The following is a 13,123-nucleotide window of genomic DNA, read 5'->3' on the forward strand; positions in this document are numbered from 1 at the left end:
GCGCAGCCGCGAACGGCGCGAACTACTCCGCGGTCACGGGCGATGACGAAGCCCCCCGATAGCGCTCAGGTCCGCGGTGCCCCTGGTGTTGGCGAGCGAACTGACTGTCGCGGTACCGAATACGCCTTTGCGGTCGTAGATCGCCGCGGTGCCCAGCGCGATGCCGTCCTGGGCCAACCGATCCAGGCCGACCAGCCCGGCTTCGTCGCCTTCCGGAAGCCTGGTCAACGTGAGCGTGGCATCGGCGTTGATGTATTCCAGGCCGTTGCTGCCGAGGTTGGTGACCACATTCGTCACATCGGCGAGTCCCGCGACGAACTGGAACGGCGTCGGTTGCTCACCGGCCACGACCGCGATCGGTCGGTGCCAGATCCCCGTGCGGGCAGCGTTGTGGTGGGTGCGGGCGTCGGGACTCCACCCTTGTTCCTCGCTGAAGTACACGCGATCCTGACCGGCCGAAGGTTCGCGGTCGGTTGGCGGCGGATCCGCGGCCGTCTCCGGCGACCAGCAGATGCCGTCCGGTGTCGGGCCAGGGCGCAGATACAGCGCGCCGGCCCGCGCGACGGGTCGGCCGTCTTGGATCAGCATCGCATCCAGCAACGACAGTCGGCGGCCGTCGCGTATCACCTCGACACGAGTTGTACAGGGCCGCACGAACACCGGGCGAAACAGGTCGAGCGTCCACCGCACCGGCCGCAAGTCGGTCCGTTCGCGAACGATGAGCTCGCGCTCCACCGCGCGCGCCAGAACCGCGCCGACAGCCATCCCGCGTAGCTGCCCACCGATCCATCCGCTGCTCGCCTCGGGTTCGGGATGGAGTACTTCGGTGCGACCGATCGGATCGAATTGGGCGCGAAAGAATGCATGACTCACCGGCGACTCCTTAGGCATGGGCAGTCTCGCCGTACGCGCGGCACCGGTGGCACGCGACTGACAGATGCCCGGATCTGAGAGTCGGCGATCCATCCATGATGCGGCCATCGGGAGGGGGCGGCTACCCGGCCGTGGAAGATCACAGCCTGCGTTAGGCTCGGATATGGCCCACCGATCTGTTGCTCTCTGTGCGATGCTCCTCGCTGTGTCGTCGCTCTGTGCGTGCACTGTGTTCGGCCGCGGCGAGAGTGATCCGCCCACCGCGCGTGACGCGGATGTGTTGGTGTCGATCGCGGAGTCCCCGGGATTCCTGGAGGCCGAGCGGGTCGGGAGCCGACGGGTTCCGTTCTTCGAATTGCGTCGCGACGGTACCGTTTTCACCACTGTGGACGACGGTGCCGAGCAGAGCGTGTTCGGCGTGTACTGGGCCCGGCTCACCGACGATGGCATCGAGCAGGTTCGTGCGTGGTTCGACGAACTCTCCTTCGACGATGCCCACTACCGCGAGTTCTCGCCGCCGACAGACCAGCCGACGACAGTGGTGTACGCGAACTTCGATGGGCCGGTAGGTGTCTCGGTCTACGGCCTGGACACCGAGTCGCGGACGCGTTCCGGCAATGGTGAGATGCGCCGGTTGGGGAACGTGATCGACCGTCTGCGAGCACTGCCGGACGACTCGCAGCTCACGGTGCAGCGTCGTGCGCCGTACACGCCGACCGCCCTCGACATCGCGTTCCAGCCCGCGGTGTCACAGGACGACGAGCCGTTGCCCGAGCCGACCAGATGGCCGTTCGCCATCCCACTCACACAGCGCCCCTTGGGTGTCGGCGGCTACGGCAGAGCGCTGTGCGCCACTGTCGACGGTGCCGAGGCTGCCACGATCGTCGAGCTCATGGCCGGACACGACGGGGACACCCCACCGCATTGGTCCACCGGGGCGACACCGGGCTCCGGGCAACCCACCTCGGTCCTGGTGACCGTGAACGCACTCCTGCGCGGTCGATCTGGTTGCAGCGCAGTCCCGTCAGCCCCGGCGCCGTCGAATCATGTTGTCGTCGAGCCGCTCCAGGACGTGGCACTCGCCGATCCGTCGGCCTGGCAGGGTCACTATCCGGCCGACCGGTTCGCCACCGCCACCAGCCTGGAACTCTATGCGTCGGTGCCGATTCTGGTCCGCGAGCTCGAGGCCAGGGAGGCGGTCGAGGACGCGGACGGGACCAGCGACAGCACCGAACTCCACGTGCCGACCGGCTCGGACCTCACCTGGTACGACTACGAATTCGTGGCCGCCGAGGTGGGTGGCTCCCGCTACCTCGACCTGTCGGCCCGCTATCAGGGCATGGCTCCCGATCCGTGGGAGCCATCGACCTGGCACGCCCGCATCGCACTCGGTCCCGAAACCGTCACCGACCTCGACCTGCGCTGATCCGCGATGAAGCCGTCGCTCCTGTCGGGTGCCGGATCCACACATTGGGCTCCACATAGACCGCGACACCGTGCTCGACCGAACAGGACATCGGGGCCAGCGCTTTCGGCACGAGCACCGGCCCGCTGGTGTCGAACGGCAGGCCGGTCCACGCACGCCATTCCTCCAGCGTCCCAGGAATAACCATGGATCGCGCTGCGATCCTGTCGATCGTGCCGCCGGCACGGACGTGGACGCGCAGCCACGGGTCGACCGGCAGCCCATCCGGCCTCGTCAGCCCGGCGTAGGCGCTCATCGGCTGTTCGATGTCGGCTTTTCCGTTGGGGCGCACGGGTGCCACGAGTTCGGCGAATCCGAGCCGAGCGGCGTTGTCACGCAGAGCGGCGAGGATTTCCGCGCTCAGCCCGGTGCCCTGCCTGCTCGGCTCGATGACGATCTCGATCGCGGACACCGTGTCAGGCTGTGCGCCGGTCGCCGAGGTGTGGATGCCGCGCCGAATCGCGCCGTCCCAGCCGTCGTCGGGGAGGTCGGCCGCACCGAGCCGGAACGGGACGGAATAGGCTCGACCGACCACCTCGCCGGCCTCGTCCTGGCAGACCAGGATGTAGTCGGCGAACCGATCCAGCATCGAGTAGTACAGGTTGCCGACGGGGTCGTGGCGCATGAATTCAGGCCAGGAGTCGGCCATTTCGGTGAAGGCGTCGTACAGGTCGGGGCGGTCCGCGAGAACCGAAATCGTCAGCGGCATGGATCTACGATGCCTCACCCGGCGCCGCGGATCGAGCGAGATCAGGTCAGTTCGATCGGACCGCGGAGTTGACGGGCAACCGCGCGGAACCAGCCGAGGTGGTAGTGAGCGCCTTCGGAGTCGAATCGGGAGCGCAGCTCGTACCAGCGCAGGCCGGGGTGGCGGTGGTGCACGTCGTGCAGATTGAAGCTGAGGGCGAAGCGTTCGAGCGTGCGGGGCAGGCGCAGATTCATTGCCGCTCTGGGTGATTCGAGGTCGGTGCCGTAGTGGTAGGCGTTGTCGGAGAGGGAGATGATGAGGGCGCGGCCGCCGAGCGCGGCGAGCAGCATCCAGCCGTGTGCGCCGTAGGCGAGGAACGCGGCGGTGTGGAGGACGACGATCGCGGCGGCATCGGTGCGGACCTTTCCCAGAACCACCGGCTGGGCGACTCGTTCGAGTACGAGACCACCGACCGAATCCGGTGCGTCCACCCGACGGCCCAGTGCGCGGATGGTTCGCTCGGGCATCAGCGCGAGCAGCAACGTGAGCACTTCGAGTAGGTACAAACCGCCGAACAGTTTGAGATAGAACGGGGGAGCGGCGGCCCGCCGAGTGGTCGTCGCCGGGTCGTAGATCTCGCTGCGCTCACGGACCCGGCTGTATCGATGGTGGAGCAGGTGGCCCACTTTCAGCATCGCGAAAGGCGATCCGTACACCACCGCCAGGATGCGTCCCATCCGGTCGTTGCGGGTCCGATTCCGTAGCAGCGACCCGTGAACGGCCTCGTGGATCAGTGACCAGAACGGCGTGATGGTGAGTGTCAGCGGCACCAGGGCCCAGCCCCACGCGGCATTCCGTGGGAGCAGTAGCAGCGGGATCACGAACAGCTGGGTGACGCCGATTGTCAACGCCGCCGCGATGAGTCGCACATTCACCAGGTCGCCGCCGACAGCTCGCGGCACATCGGAGGGGCGCGGGGTGCGAGTTCGAGTCATGGTGCAGCGGTGCTCCGGATAGATCAGGCAAACTCCGCCCCTATCCTGCCATCAGCGCACCACGCGTGACAGGCACGAAGGCACCGCGAACCTGGTGTTCGCCGACAATTCAGCAGGGATGCACCAGCATCCCCGTGGCCGAGGCGGGACGGCTAGGTGTTCTGCTGCTCGGGTTCGATATCGAGCTGGAGGGGGAACTGGCTCACGGTCCACGCGGCCACCGCGGTCGACGCCAGGACGTGGAGCAGGTAGATCGTGCAGACCAGGCCGATGCCGTAGTCGCGCATCCACGCACCGAGCGGAATCAGGGCCACCAGGTCGAGGCCGAGCATCAGTAGCGACAGCAGCAGGGCAGGCGCAGCCCAGGACGGCGGGCCCGGTTCGGCGGAAGAATCGGCCGTGGGCAAGGAGTCGAAAGGGTTCTCGGTGGCCATGTTGTCCTCACAGGCAAAGCCGGGGCTGGACGCTGCGTACTCGCTGATCTGTCACATATTCGGGGTCGCAGGCGGCCCGGATCGGGGCGCGAGGTGAAAATCTCGGCATCCGCAATCGATCGGCAACATGACACAAGCGCCTGTCACGCGGCAGCGCTCGGCTCTCGGAGACCGGTTGCTTCGCGATGTGGCAACCCGACTCGAATCGGCGCCGATCGGGGCTGCGGTCGGCTGGAACCCGGTGTGGTCACGGATGTGCCGTTGGTGTCGGGCGCATGAGCGCTCCCATTGCTTCCCCCTTCTACTGTATACACGATTCCGGGCCCTCATGAGGCGCTCGATCCTGGTCCATAATCGCTCGCGTTAGACCGAAACCACCAGGTGAGGAGTAGCGGGATGGCCTATGTGCTCGGGTTCGGTGAGGTCGATCGAACAATGGTCTCGATCGTCGGCGGTAAGGGTGCCAACCTCAGTGAGTTGTCGCGGATCGACGGTGTCGCGGTGCCGGACGGGTTCTGCGTGACGACCGATGCTTTCGCTCAGACGGTGGCGGGGGAGCCGTCGCTCGATGCTCGGCTCGACGAGGTGTCGCGCCTCGCGCCGGGTGATCGGGCCTCGATCTCCCGGCTGAGCGCCCAGCTGCGGCGCACGATCGAGGAGCTGGTCGTGCCGGACGCGGTCGCGGAGGCGATCCTGGCCGCGCATGCTCAGCTCGGAGTAGGTGACGCCTATGCCGTGCGATCGAGTGCGACGGCCGAGGATCTGCCGGGCGCCTCGTTCGCCGGTCAGCAGGACACCTTCCTGAATATCGTGGGATCGGCGGCGATCGTCGAGCATGTCCGCCGGTGCTGGGGTTCGCTGTTCACCGAGCGGGCGGTCACCTATCGACTCCGAAACGGCTTCGACCAGAAGAAGATCCGGATGGGCGTGGTCGTGCAGCGGATGGTGTTCGCGCGCGCCGCCGGCATCCTGATGACGGCCGACCCCCTCACCTCCGACCGGACGGTCGTGTCCATCGACGCGGGTTTCGGTCTCGGTGAGGCGCTCGTGTCGGGTCTGGTCAATGCCGACGTCTACCGGGTTCGCGACGACCACATCACCGACAAGACGATCGCCACCAAGAAGATTCGCGTGGAGCCGGTCCCGACAGGCGGCACTCAGGTGCGTGAGATCGCGGGCGAGCACCGAAACGAGCCGGTCCTCTCCGATGAGCAGGTGCTGCGGCTCGCGCGGCTCGGCCGCCGCATCGAAGCGCATTTCGGCAGCCCTCAGGACATCGAATGGTGTTCGGACGGTGAGGTTTTCCGCGTGGTGCAGAGTAGGCCGATCACCAGCCTGTTCCCGATCCCCGTCGCCGACGACGGGGAGAACCACGTCTATGTGTCGGTGGGCCATCAGCAGATGATGACCGACGCGATGAAGCCGTTGGGGCTCTCGGTGTGGCAGCTGACGAGCAACGCGCCGATGCGCGACGCGGGCGGCCGGTTGTTCGTCGACGTCACCGCGATGGTGTCCGTGCCCGCGAAAGGCGCAGCCTTGGCGGCGGGACTCGGCAAGTCCGACCCGCTGATGGGGGACGCGCTGCGCACGGTGCTCGAGCGCGGTGACTTCGTTCGTCAAGTGCCAGAAGAGGATTCCGGTGCACCGGCGACACCTTTCGGTGCCGCCCCCGCGCCGCTCGAAACCGATCCCGACATCGTCACCGAGCTCATCGCGCAGAGCGAGGCATCGCTGGCGGCCATGAAGCGCGACATCGCGGATCTGTCCGGACCGCCGCTGCTCGACTTCATCCGGACCGATATCCAGCAGGAGCTGCGGCGGGTCCTGTTCGCTCCCCAGGGTTTGCAGGTGATCATGGCCGCGATGGAGGCCACGGAGTGGCTCAACGATCGGTTGCGAGAATGGCTGGGTGAGAAGAACGCCGCGGACGCACTCACCCAGTCGGTCCCCGGCAACGTGACATCGGAGATGGGCCTGGCGTTGCTGGACGTCGCCGATGTGATCCGCCCGCACCCGGAGGTGGTGGCATACCTCGAGCGGATCGAGGGCGACGATTTCCTGGGCGGTCTGGCCGATCACCCGGGCGGTGACGACGCACGCGCCGCGATCGAGGAGTTCCTCGGCAAGTACGGCATGCGCTGCACCGGCGAAATCGACATCACCCGGTCACGCTGGAGCGAGAGTCCCGCCACGCTGGTGCCGACGGTCCTCGGCAATATCAAGAACTTCGGGCCGGGCGAGGGCAGACGTCGTTTCGAGGACGGCTTGCGCGAAGCCGGGCAATCGGAACAACAGATCCTGCGTCGCCTGCGCGCCCTGTCCGAAGGAGAGCAGAAGGCTGCCGAGACCGCGCGGATGATCGAGCGTGTCCGCACCTTCTCCGGATATCGGGAGTACCCGAAGTACGGCATGGTCAGCCGCTACTTCGTCTACAAGCAGGCGCTGCTACGCGAAGCCGAACGGCTGGTGGAGGCCGGTGTGCTGGACGAGTCCGACGACATCTTCTTCCTGAGATTCGACGAGCTGCACGAGGTCGTTCGCACCCATCGGGCCGACCGAGAACTCGTCGACGAACGGCAAGACGCGTTCCGTTCGTATCAGTCACTCACCGCGCCGCGAGTGCTCACCTCCGACGGTGAGGCGCTCGCCGGGGCGTATCGACGCGAGGACCTCCCCGCCGGGGCACTGCCCGGCCTGGCGGTCTCGGCCGGGACGATCGAAGGTCGCGCCCGCGTCATCGCCGACATCGCGCAGGCCGACTTGGAATCCGGTGACATCCTGGTCACCGCGTACACCGATCCGAGCTGGACCCCGCTGTTCGTCGGGATCGCCGGGTTGGTGACCGAAGTGGGCGGCCTGATGACCCACGGTGCGGTGATCGCCCGCGAATACGGACTCCCGGCCGTCGTCGGTGTGGAACATGCCACCGAGCTGATCCACGACGGGCAGCGCATCCGAGTGAACGGCACCGACGGTTACGTCGAGATCCTCTCGGAGCCGTAGTCACGGCGCGCTCAGGCGGGCTTCGGGCTCCTTTGCCGACGAACTGCATGCGACGATCTGCGGCCGGATCAGTTTCTCGGCGGTCGTCGTACTGTCGGTCGGGCCGCTTCGATGCGGGCGGCGAGGTCGACCAGGTCGCCCGCGGGGCCGGATGGTGGGGTGCTGCGGTGCCAGATGGCGCGAAACTTTCGGGTCAGAACCAGCGAATCGGCCAGGTCGACCTCGTGCAGCGTGCCCGCACGGAGTTCGTGGGCGACGATCAGCCGGCTGACCACCGCGGGGGCGAGTCCACTGCGGGTCGTGGCGAGAATGGCCGCGGCGGAACCGAGTTCGGCCGCGGGCCGCGCGGGGGTGCCGTGAATCTGCAGCGCCGCCCAGACGGTGTCCCGTGTTCCGGATCCCTTCTCGCGCCACACCAGCGGCGTCTCGGCGAGTTCGCGCGGACTCACCGGGCGCACGCGGGTGGCCCACGGGTGGGTCGGCGCGACGACCACGACCAGCTCGTCGGCCACGAGCACCCGGCTCCCCAGCCCCGCGGGCGCCTGCGGGCCCTCGACGAATCCGAGCACGACCTCGCGATCGCGCACCGCCGTGGTCACCTGCTGGGAGTTCGCCACGTCGAGTTCGACGGCGAGTTCGGGTCGAAGCTTGCGCAACGCCGCCAGCCACTGCGGAATGCGATGGTCGGCAATCGTTTTCGAGGCGATGACATGCAGTTGTGGTGACAGTTCGCGGTGCAGGTTCGCGACACCGTCCATCAGAGCCAGTCCCGCGGCCAGCACCGGCCGACCCAGTTCGACCACGGCCGCACCGGCGTCGGTCAAGGCCGAACCGGTGGGGCCGCGATCGACCAGCCGCAGCCGCAGCCGCCGTTCCAGCGCGCTGATGCGCATGCCGACCGCGGGCTGGCTGATGCCGTGTCGGCGCGCCGCGGCACCGAGGCTGCCCAGCTCTGCCACCGACACCAGGAGATCGAGCACCTCCAGATCAGGAGTTCCGGGCGGCAAGCTCATAAGGAAACCTTACGAGGTGGTGGATATCGGGGTCTACCCGCCTGTGGGCGCGCGCACCAGGATCGGCACTACCGCAAGTTGCGGGCCAGTACAGCTGAGGAGCACAACATGACGTTCGTGGTCGGCGCCGCCTGCGTGGACATCCTGGATCGGGCCTGCATCGAGGAGTGCCCGATCGACTGCATCTTCATCGGCGATCGAATGGCCTACATCCAGCCCGACGAGTGCATCGACTGCGGCGCATGCGAGCCGGCCTGCCCGGTCGAAGCGATCTATTACGAAGACGATCTGCCGCCCGGTCAAGAACAGTTCGTCACCGAGAACGTCCGCTTCTTCCACGAACCGCTACCCGGACGGGCGGAGCCACTCGGTCAGCCGGGCGGCGCGACCTCGGTCGGTGTACTCGGCGTCGACACGAGCTATGTCCGGGAGTTCCAGGCATAGTTCCGGCGGGTCGTCGACCGGAACGGCAACGAGTTCGGTGAATCGAGGGGTAAATCCCGCAGGTCGGCGGAGTTGTACGCCAGAATGTCGCCATGCGGACATTCGCCAAGGTGTTGCACGCCGTCACTGTCGGGGTTCTGATCGTCGCCGCTGGTCACGGTGTTGCGGCCGCCGCACCCTCCGGGAGTGCTGACGGTCTGCTGCCGTGGCCGGCCGCCGGGCCCGATGGTGTGCAGGCCTCGGGTGCGGCGTTGGCGGAGGGGCTCACCGGGACGGTGGTGTGGTCGCGCGAGGCGAACACCCCGGTCCCGATCGCCAGTATCGCGAAGGTGATGACGGCCGTGGTCGTGATCGTCAGCGGTGACCTCGAACGGCCGGTGACGGTGCCGCACGAAGCGGGCGCCTACTGTGCCAGGGAGAACGGTAGTACCGCGGGGCTGGTTCCCGGCGAGGTGCTCACCGCGCGCCAACTGCTTTACGCGCTGCTGCTGCCGTCGGGCTGCGACGCCGCCTACACCGTCGCCGAGTCGTTCGGTCCCGGTCAGGACGGTTTCCTGGCCAGAATGAACGACACCGCGCGGGTAATGGGTTTGGCGGGAACGCATTTCAGTGACCCGGCCGGTATGCCGTACCCCACCGATCACTCCACCTATTCCACCCCGGCGAACCTGGTGGCACTGGGGGTGCGGGCGATGAACCTGCCGCTGTTCCGTGAGATCGTCGGTGCGCGGGACTTCCACGTTCCCGCCGGACCCGCCAACCGCGAGCACCACTGGGAAACGACGAACCGCATGCTCGACGAATATCCCGGCACCATCGGCATCAAGACCGGAAACACCGACGCCGCCGGACACTGCCTGTTGTTCGAGACGGTCCGCGCCGGCATTCCGCTGATCGGCGTCGTCCTGCACAGCTCGGATCACAGCAGCGCCGCCGCGAGGCAGGACGCCGAGCGCATGCTGAACTGGGCCTACGACCCGATTCTGCGCGTTCTGCAACCTGTCGGCGGCTGACGATCGGCGCGATCCCGGCGCAACGCTTAGCATTCGGGATGTGCGCGGTGGCAGATGGTTTCGGGTCCTCGTTTGCCTGGTCGTGCTGGGCACCAGTGGCTGCGTGGGCGCGGTGGACCGGGCGGATTTCGAGGATCAGGTGCGAGCGCGTGGCGGCGGCTTGGTGAGTTCGTTGCCGCAGGAGGCCATCGCGGCGCTGAGTCGGCGAACCGGCGCCACCGACCTCGAAGCGAACGTCATCATCCTCACCCCGCCGAACTCGACCCAGTTCCGCCTGACCTTGAACGACCAACCCGCCCAGATAACCCGGTATCTGGCCGGTGACGAGGTGCTGGCCGCTCGGGAACCCACCGTGCGCCTGCGCGTTCGGCCACCGGATCGATCCCGGCAGCTCGACGACTACTCCTTCGCCCTCGGCGCCCTCAGCGCACCACGCCCGGTGCGGGTGTCCGCCACCGACGACCTCGACGGTGAGGATTTCGCCGTCAGCGAGGTGCCCGGTCTGTCGCGTATCGAAGACATCGTCGACACCGCTCTCGCCCGAAGCGCGCTGCCCAACGGGCAGGTGACCGTCATCGTGGTGAGCCGTTTCGGCCGCGAGATCCGCATAGTCGCCAATGTTTTGTCGCCACGCGCGGAAATGGTCGCCGAATTCGACCGGACCGGCACATTCCTTCGAGTACAGCAGGTATAGCGAATGCGACGGGTCCTGATTTCCGCGGTGTCGCTTGCCTGTGCCGCCGCCTTTCTCACCATTCTCATCGCTGTTGCCATCTGGCCGGGCGAAGCGAAACTCACCGCACCCCTGTTCTGCTCGTCCCCGGCCACCGAACCCGTCGTCGTGTCGGACACCTTCCACGACTCCGAAGGAACCTCGACCAACTTCACCCTGTATTGCGTCAGCGACCGCGGGATTCTCACCGACGAGGGCTTCGCGCTCCCCGTGCTGGCGCTCTTCGTCGCCCACCTGCTGATCTTGATCGCCCTGTTCCTCCTCGCGGCCCTGATCGGCCGGCGGACCGAGCGATCCGATGGGCAGTTCGAACGGCTACAGGACAGCTGACGCCGAAAGGTCGCCGTCGCCTTCCAGGTCCACCTGCAGATCCACCGAGAAGTGCTCGATCGGTAGCGGATTGCCCGACTCGGTCATCGTCAGATTCTGCGAGCCGAGCCCGACTCGGTGCAGGAAGACCACGGTGGCGGTGGCGGCGGCCCGTGCCTGGTCGGTCGGCCACATCCGGGTCGCGCTGCCGTCACCGCAGTCGACGAAGTCGAGCCGGTCCAGGTGTGGGCGGGTGGCCTCGGTGGTGAAGGCGCGCAGGCGGATTTCGGTCGGCGACAGCTCGAGCTGGGCGTAGCGGTCCGCTGTCTTGTCGCGGTCGAAGAAGTGCAGGACGAGCGGCTCGGGGCCGGGACCCAGCGCGCGCATGGCGAGGTGCACGCTGCCCAGCAGCTCGGTCAGCAGGCCACGCAGGTGACCGAGGGTGTAGACACTCCAGATCTCGCTGCCGCGCCCGGCCGAGCCGGCCGACCAGGTGAAGCCGGCGTCGTAATCGTCGGCGCTCGTCTCCGCGACATCGTGCTCATCGTCAGGGATCCGGTCATCCTCGTCGACGAAATCCGGGTAGTGGTACTGGGTTTTCCAGTTCCACCACCTGCGACGGGCATCCGCATCGAGGGACTCGATCCGCAGCGACACCGTGCCGCGGTCGGAGAGCTCGAGGGTGCGCAAGGCGTCGCCGTCGACCCAGCCGACGCCGAGCTCCGACAGCCCGCTGAACCATGTCGGGACACCCCAAGTCGTCACTGTCAGGTCCAGGTAGTGACGGAACTGTTCGGGCTCGATGGTCGCGACGGCGATGGACAGGTGCGCGCGCTGCTCACCGTCGGCATTCGGGTCGTGGTCGTCGTCGATGTGACCACCGGACGGTGTTCCCGGGATGGACACCGCGCCCGCACCCTGGAGCATCCACCCCGCAGTACCGCACACCTGCTCGACGTCGAGTCGGGTGAAGGCGCGGAAGTCGCTCGCGCGCAGCTGTGTCAGCAAGTCGGCGAACCAGGCATCGGGCACGGTGTCCATACCCGAGCACGCTAGCGCTGGGCACCGACACGAAACCGGTCCGACGGATCACCGAACCCGTTGCCGCGCTTGGCTATCGGGCCACGAGGGACACGGCCTCAGTCGATCGAGGGTACTTGCTCAGCGGGGATCGGCGCGAGCGGTGGGGTGCCGTCCCCGAAGGGGCGCCCACCCAGTTCCTCGCGGTGGTGCGGGGTCAGCCAGTTCGACAGGTCCGGCCCCGCGGGGACGATGCCGGTGGGATTGATATCGCGGTGCACGACGTAGTAATGCTCTTTGATCTGCCCGAAGTCGATGGTGTCGCCGAAGCCGGGAGTCTGGAACAGGTCGCGGGCGTAAGCCCACAGCACCGGCATCTCGCTGAGTTTGGTTCGGTTGCACTTGAAGTGGCCGTGATAGACGGGGTCGAATCGGGCGAGCGTGGTGAACAGTCGCACGTCGGCCTCGGTGATGGTGTCGCCGACCAGGTAGCGCTGAGTGCTCAGCCGTTCGGTGATCCGGTCGAGCGCGGCGAAGAGCCGGACATAGGCGGCGTCGTAGGCGTCCTGATCACCGGCGAATCCGCAGCGGTAGACGCCGTTGTTGACGTCGCGGAACACGTCTCGGTTGATCTCGTCGATCTGCTCGCGCAGCGGTTCGGGATACAGCTGCGGTGCGCCCGGCCGGTGGTAGGCGGCCCATTCGGTCGAGAAGTCGAGGGTCATCTGCGCGTAGTCGTTGGTGACGACCTGCCCGGTGGCGATGTCGACCATCGCGGGCACGGTGATGCCGCGCGGATAGTCCGGAAACCTGGCCAGATAGGCATCGCGCAGACGGTGGATGCCGAGCACCGGATCGACCTCGCCCGGATCCAGATCGAAGGTCCAGCTGAGCTTGTCGTGGGTGGGCCCGCACAGGCCGAGCGACAGCACCGGCTCGAGCCCGAGCAGCCTGCGCACGATCAGTGTGCGATTGGCCCATGGACACGCCCTGGCCGCGACGAGCCGATACCGACCCGGTTCGACGGGATAGCCCTCACGTCCGTCGGCGGTGATCCGCGTGGTGATGTAGTTGGTATCGCGGCGGAACTCGCCCGCCTCGACGTAGGTGCCCGCATCGGCATCGCTCACCAC

At 67.2% G+C, this 13,123-nt stretch carries 13 protein-coding genes; 6 read left to right on the top strand and 7 right to left on the bottom strand.

Translation table 11 applies throughout. The annotated features are described in order from the left end of the window. Window positions 1–33 precede the first annotated feature (33 nt). On the bottom strand, window positions 34–873 hold the full coding sequence (locus tag ACFVJ5_RS06055) for an acyl-CoA thioesterase domain-containing protein (RefSeq protein WP_379218769.1): 840 nt from the start codon (window positions 871–873) through the stop codon (window positions 34–36). A 283-nt stretch (window positions 874–1,156) separates the two neighbouring features. Here ACFVJ5_RS06055 and ACFVJ5_RS06060 point away from each other — a divergent pair, with 283 nt between their 5' ends. Further along, window positions 1,157–2,299 (top strand): hypothetical protein, encoded by a 1,143-nt coding sequence (locus ACFVJ5_RS06060; protein ID WP_379218770.1) that lies wholly within the window; start codon window positions 1,157–1,159, stop codon window positions 2,297–2,299. Here ACFVJ5_RS06060 and ACFVJ5_RS06065 read toward each other — a convergent pair. The 3 genes from ACFVJ5_RS06065 to ACFVJ5_RS06075 form a co-directional block, all read right to left on the bottom strand. After that, window positions 2,277–3,047, bottom strand: coding sequence for a hypothetical protein (locus ACFVJ5_RS06065; protein WP_379218771.1), 771 nt, complete (start codon window positions 3,045–3,047; stop codon window positions 2,277–2,279). The genes ACFVJ5_RS06060 and ACFVJ5_RS06065 overlap by 23 nt on opposite strands. A gap of 41 nt (window positions 3,048–3,088) precedes the next feature. Further along, complete coding sequence (locus tag ACFVJ5_RS06070; protein ID WP_379218772.1) at window positions 3,089–4,021, bottom strand: fatty acid desaturase family protein; 933 nt, start codon at window positions 4,019–4,021, stop codon at window positions 3,089–3,091. Between the two features lie 152 nt (window positions 4,022–4,173). Beyond that, complete coding sequence (locus tag ACFVJ5_RS06075; RefSeq protein WP_379218773.1) at window positions 4,174–4,455, bottom strand: hypothetical protein; 282 nt, start codon at window positions 4,453–4,455, stop codon at window positions 4,174–4,176. A gap of 396 nt (window positions 4,456–4,851) precedes the next feature. Here ACFVJ5_RS06075 and rph point away from each other — a divergent pair, with 396 nt between their 5' ends. Further along, window positions 4,852–7,458 carry a rifamycin-inactivating phosphotransferase gene (gene rph, locus ACFVJ5_RS06080; RefSeq protein ID WP_379218774.1) on the top strand — a complete coding sequence of 869 codons (2,607 nt, stop codon included), beginning with the start codon at window positions 4,852–4,854 and terminating at the stop codon, window positions 7,456–7,458. 68 nt (window positions 7,459–7,526) lie between these two features. Here rph and ACFVJ5_RS06085 read toward each other — a convergent pair whose 3' ends face one another. Then, window positions 7,527–8,471: a LysR family transcriptional regulator gene (locus ACFVJ5_RS06085; RefSeq protein WP_379218775.1), complete on the bottom strand. Its 945-nt coding sequence runs from the start codon at window positions 8,469–8,471 to the stop codon at window positions 7,527–7,529. A gap of 108 nt (window positions 8,472–8,579) precedes the next feature. On the opposite strand from ACFVJ5_RS06085, the gene fdxA reads away from it, so the two are divergent. The 4 genes from fdxA to ACFVJ5_RS06105 all read left to right on the top strand — a co-directional run bounded on the left by fdxA (window position 8,580) and on the right by ACFVJ5_RS06105 (window position 10,991). Next, complete coding sequence (gene fdxA, locus ACFVJ5_RS06090; protein ID WP_379218776.1) at window positions 8,580–8,915, top strand: ferredoxin; 336 nt, start codon at window positions 8,580–8,582, stop codon at window positions 8,913–8,915. 92 nt (window positions 8,916–9,007) lie between these two features. Then, window positions 9,008–9,928, top strand: a complete 921-nt coding sequence (locus tag ACFVJ5_RS06095; protein ID WP_379218777.1) for a D-alanyl-D-alanine carboxypeptidase family protein — start codon at window positions 9,008–9,010, stop codon at window positions 9,926–9,928. Between the two features lie 40 nt (window positions 9,929–9,968). Continuing rightward, window positions 9,969–10,622 (top strand): hypothetical protein, encoded by a 654-nt coding sequence (locus ACFVJ5_RS06100; RefSeq protein ID WP_379218778.1) that lies wholly within the window; start codon window positions 9,969–9,971, stop codon window positions 10,620–10,622. A 3-nt stretch (window positions 10,623–10,625) separates the two neighbouring features. Beyond that, window positions 10,626–10,991 (top strand): hypothetical protein, encoded by a 366-nt coding sequence (locus ACFVJ5_RS06105; RefSeq protein WP_379218779.1) that lies wholly within the window; start codon window positions 10,626–10,628, stop codon window positions 10,989–10,991. Here ACFVJ5_RS06105 and ACFVJ5_RS06110 read toward each other — a convergent pair. Both ACFVJ5_RS06110 and ACFVJ5_RS06115 read right to left on the bottom strand, forming a co-directional pair. Beyond that, on the bottom strand, window positions 10,977–12,011 hold the full coding sequence (locus ACFVJ5_RS06110; protein ID WP_379218780.1) for a hypothetical protein: 1,035 nt from the start codon (window positions 12,009–12,011) through the stop codon (window positions 10,977–10,979). The two genes, ACFVJ5_RS06105 and ACFVJ5_RS06110, sit on opposite strands and share 15 nt — an antisense overlap. A 98-nt stretch (window positions 12,012–12,109) precedes the next feature. Continuing rightward, complete coding sequence (locus tag ACFVJ5_RS06115) at window positions 12,110–13,123, bottom strand: glutathione S-transferase family protein (RefSeq protein WP_379218781.1); 1,014 nt, start codon at window positions 13,121–13,123, stop codon at window positions 12,110–12,112.

The organism is Nocardia sp. NPDC127606 (assembly GCF_042671725.1).
Lineage (GTDB): Bacteria > Actinomycetota > Actinomycetes > Mycobacteriales > Mycobacteriaceae > Nocardia.

Excerpts from the sequence above, each read along its gene's own strand:
- ACFVJ5_RS06085 (WP_379218775.1), bottom strand. The coding sequence starts at position 8,471 with ATGAGCTTGCCGCCCGGAACTCCTGATCTGGAGGTGCTCGATCTCCTG.
- ACFVJ5_RS06070 (WP_379218772.1), bottom strand. The coding sequence starts at position 4,021 with ATGACTCGAACTCGCACCCCGCGCCCCTCCGATGTGCCGCGAGCTGTC.
- fdxA (WP_379218776.1), top strand. The coding sequence starts at position 8,580 with ATGACGTTCGTGGTCGGCGCCGCCTGCGTGGACATCCTGGATCGGGCC.
- ACFVJ5_RS06095 (WP_379218777.1), top strand. The coding sequence starts at position 9,008 with ATGCGGACATTCGCCAAGGTGTTGCACGCCGTCACTGTCGGGGTTCTG.
- ACFVJ5_RS06110 (WP_379218780.1), bottom strand. The coding sequence starts at position 12,011 with ATGGACACCGTGCCCGATGCCTGGTTCGCCGACTTGCTGACACAGCTG.
- ACFVJ5_RS06065 (WP_379218771.1), bottom strand. The coding sequence starts at position 3,047 with ATGCCGCTGACGATTTCGGTTCTCGCGGACCGCCCCGACCTGTACGAC.
- ACFVJ5_RS06105 (WP_379218779.1), top strand. The coding sequence starts at position 10,626 with ATGCGACGGGTCCTGATTTCCGCGGTGTCGCTTGCCTGTGCCGCCGCC.
- rph (WP_379218774.1), top strand. The coding sequence starts at position 4,852 with ATGGCCTATGTGCTCGGGTTCGGTGAGGTCGATCGAACAATGGTCTCG.
- ACFVJ5_RS06075 (WP_379218773.1), bottom strand. The coding sequence starts at position 4,455 with ATGGCCACCGAGAACCCTTTCGACTCCTTGCCCACGGCCGATTCTTCC.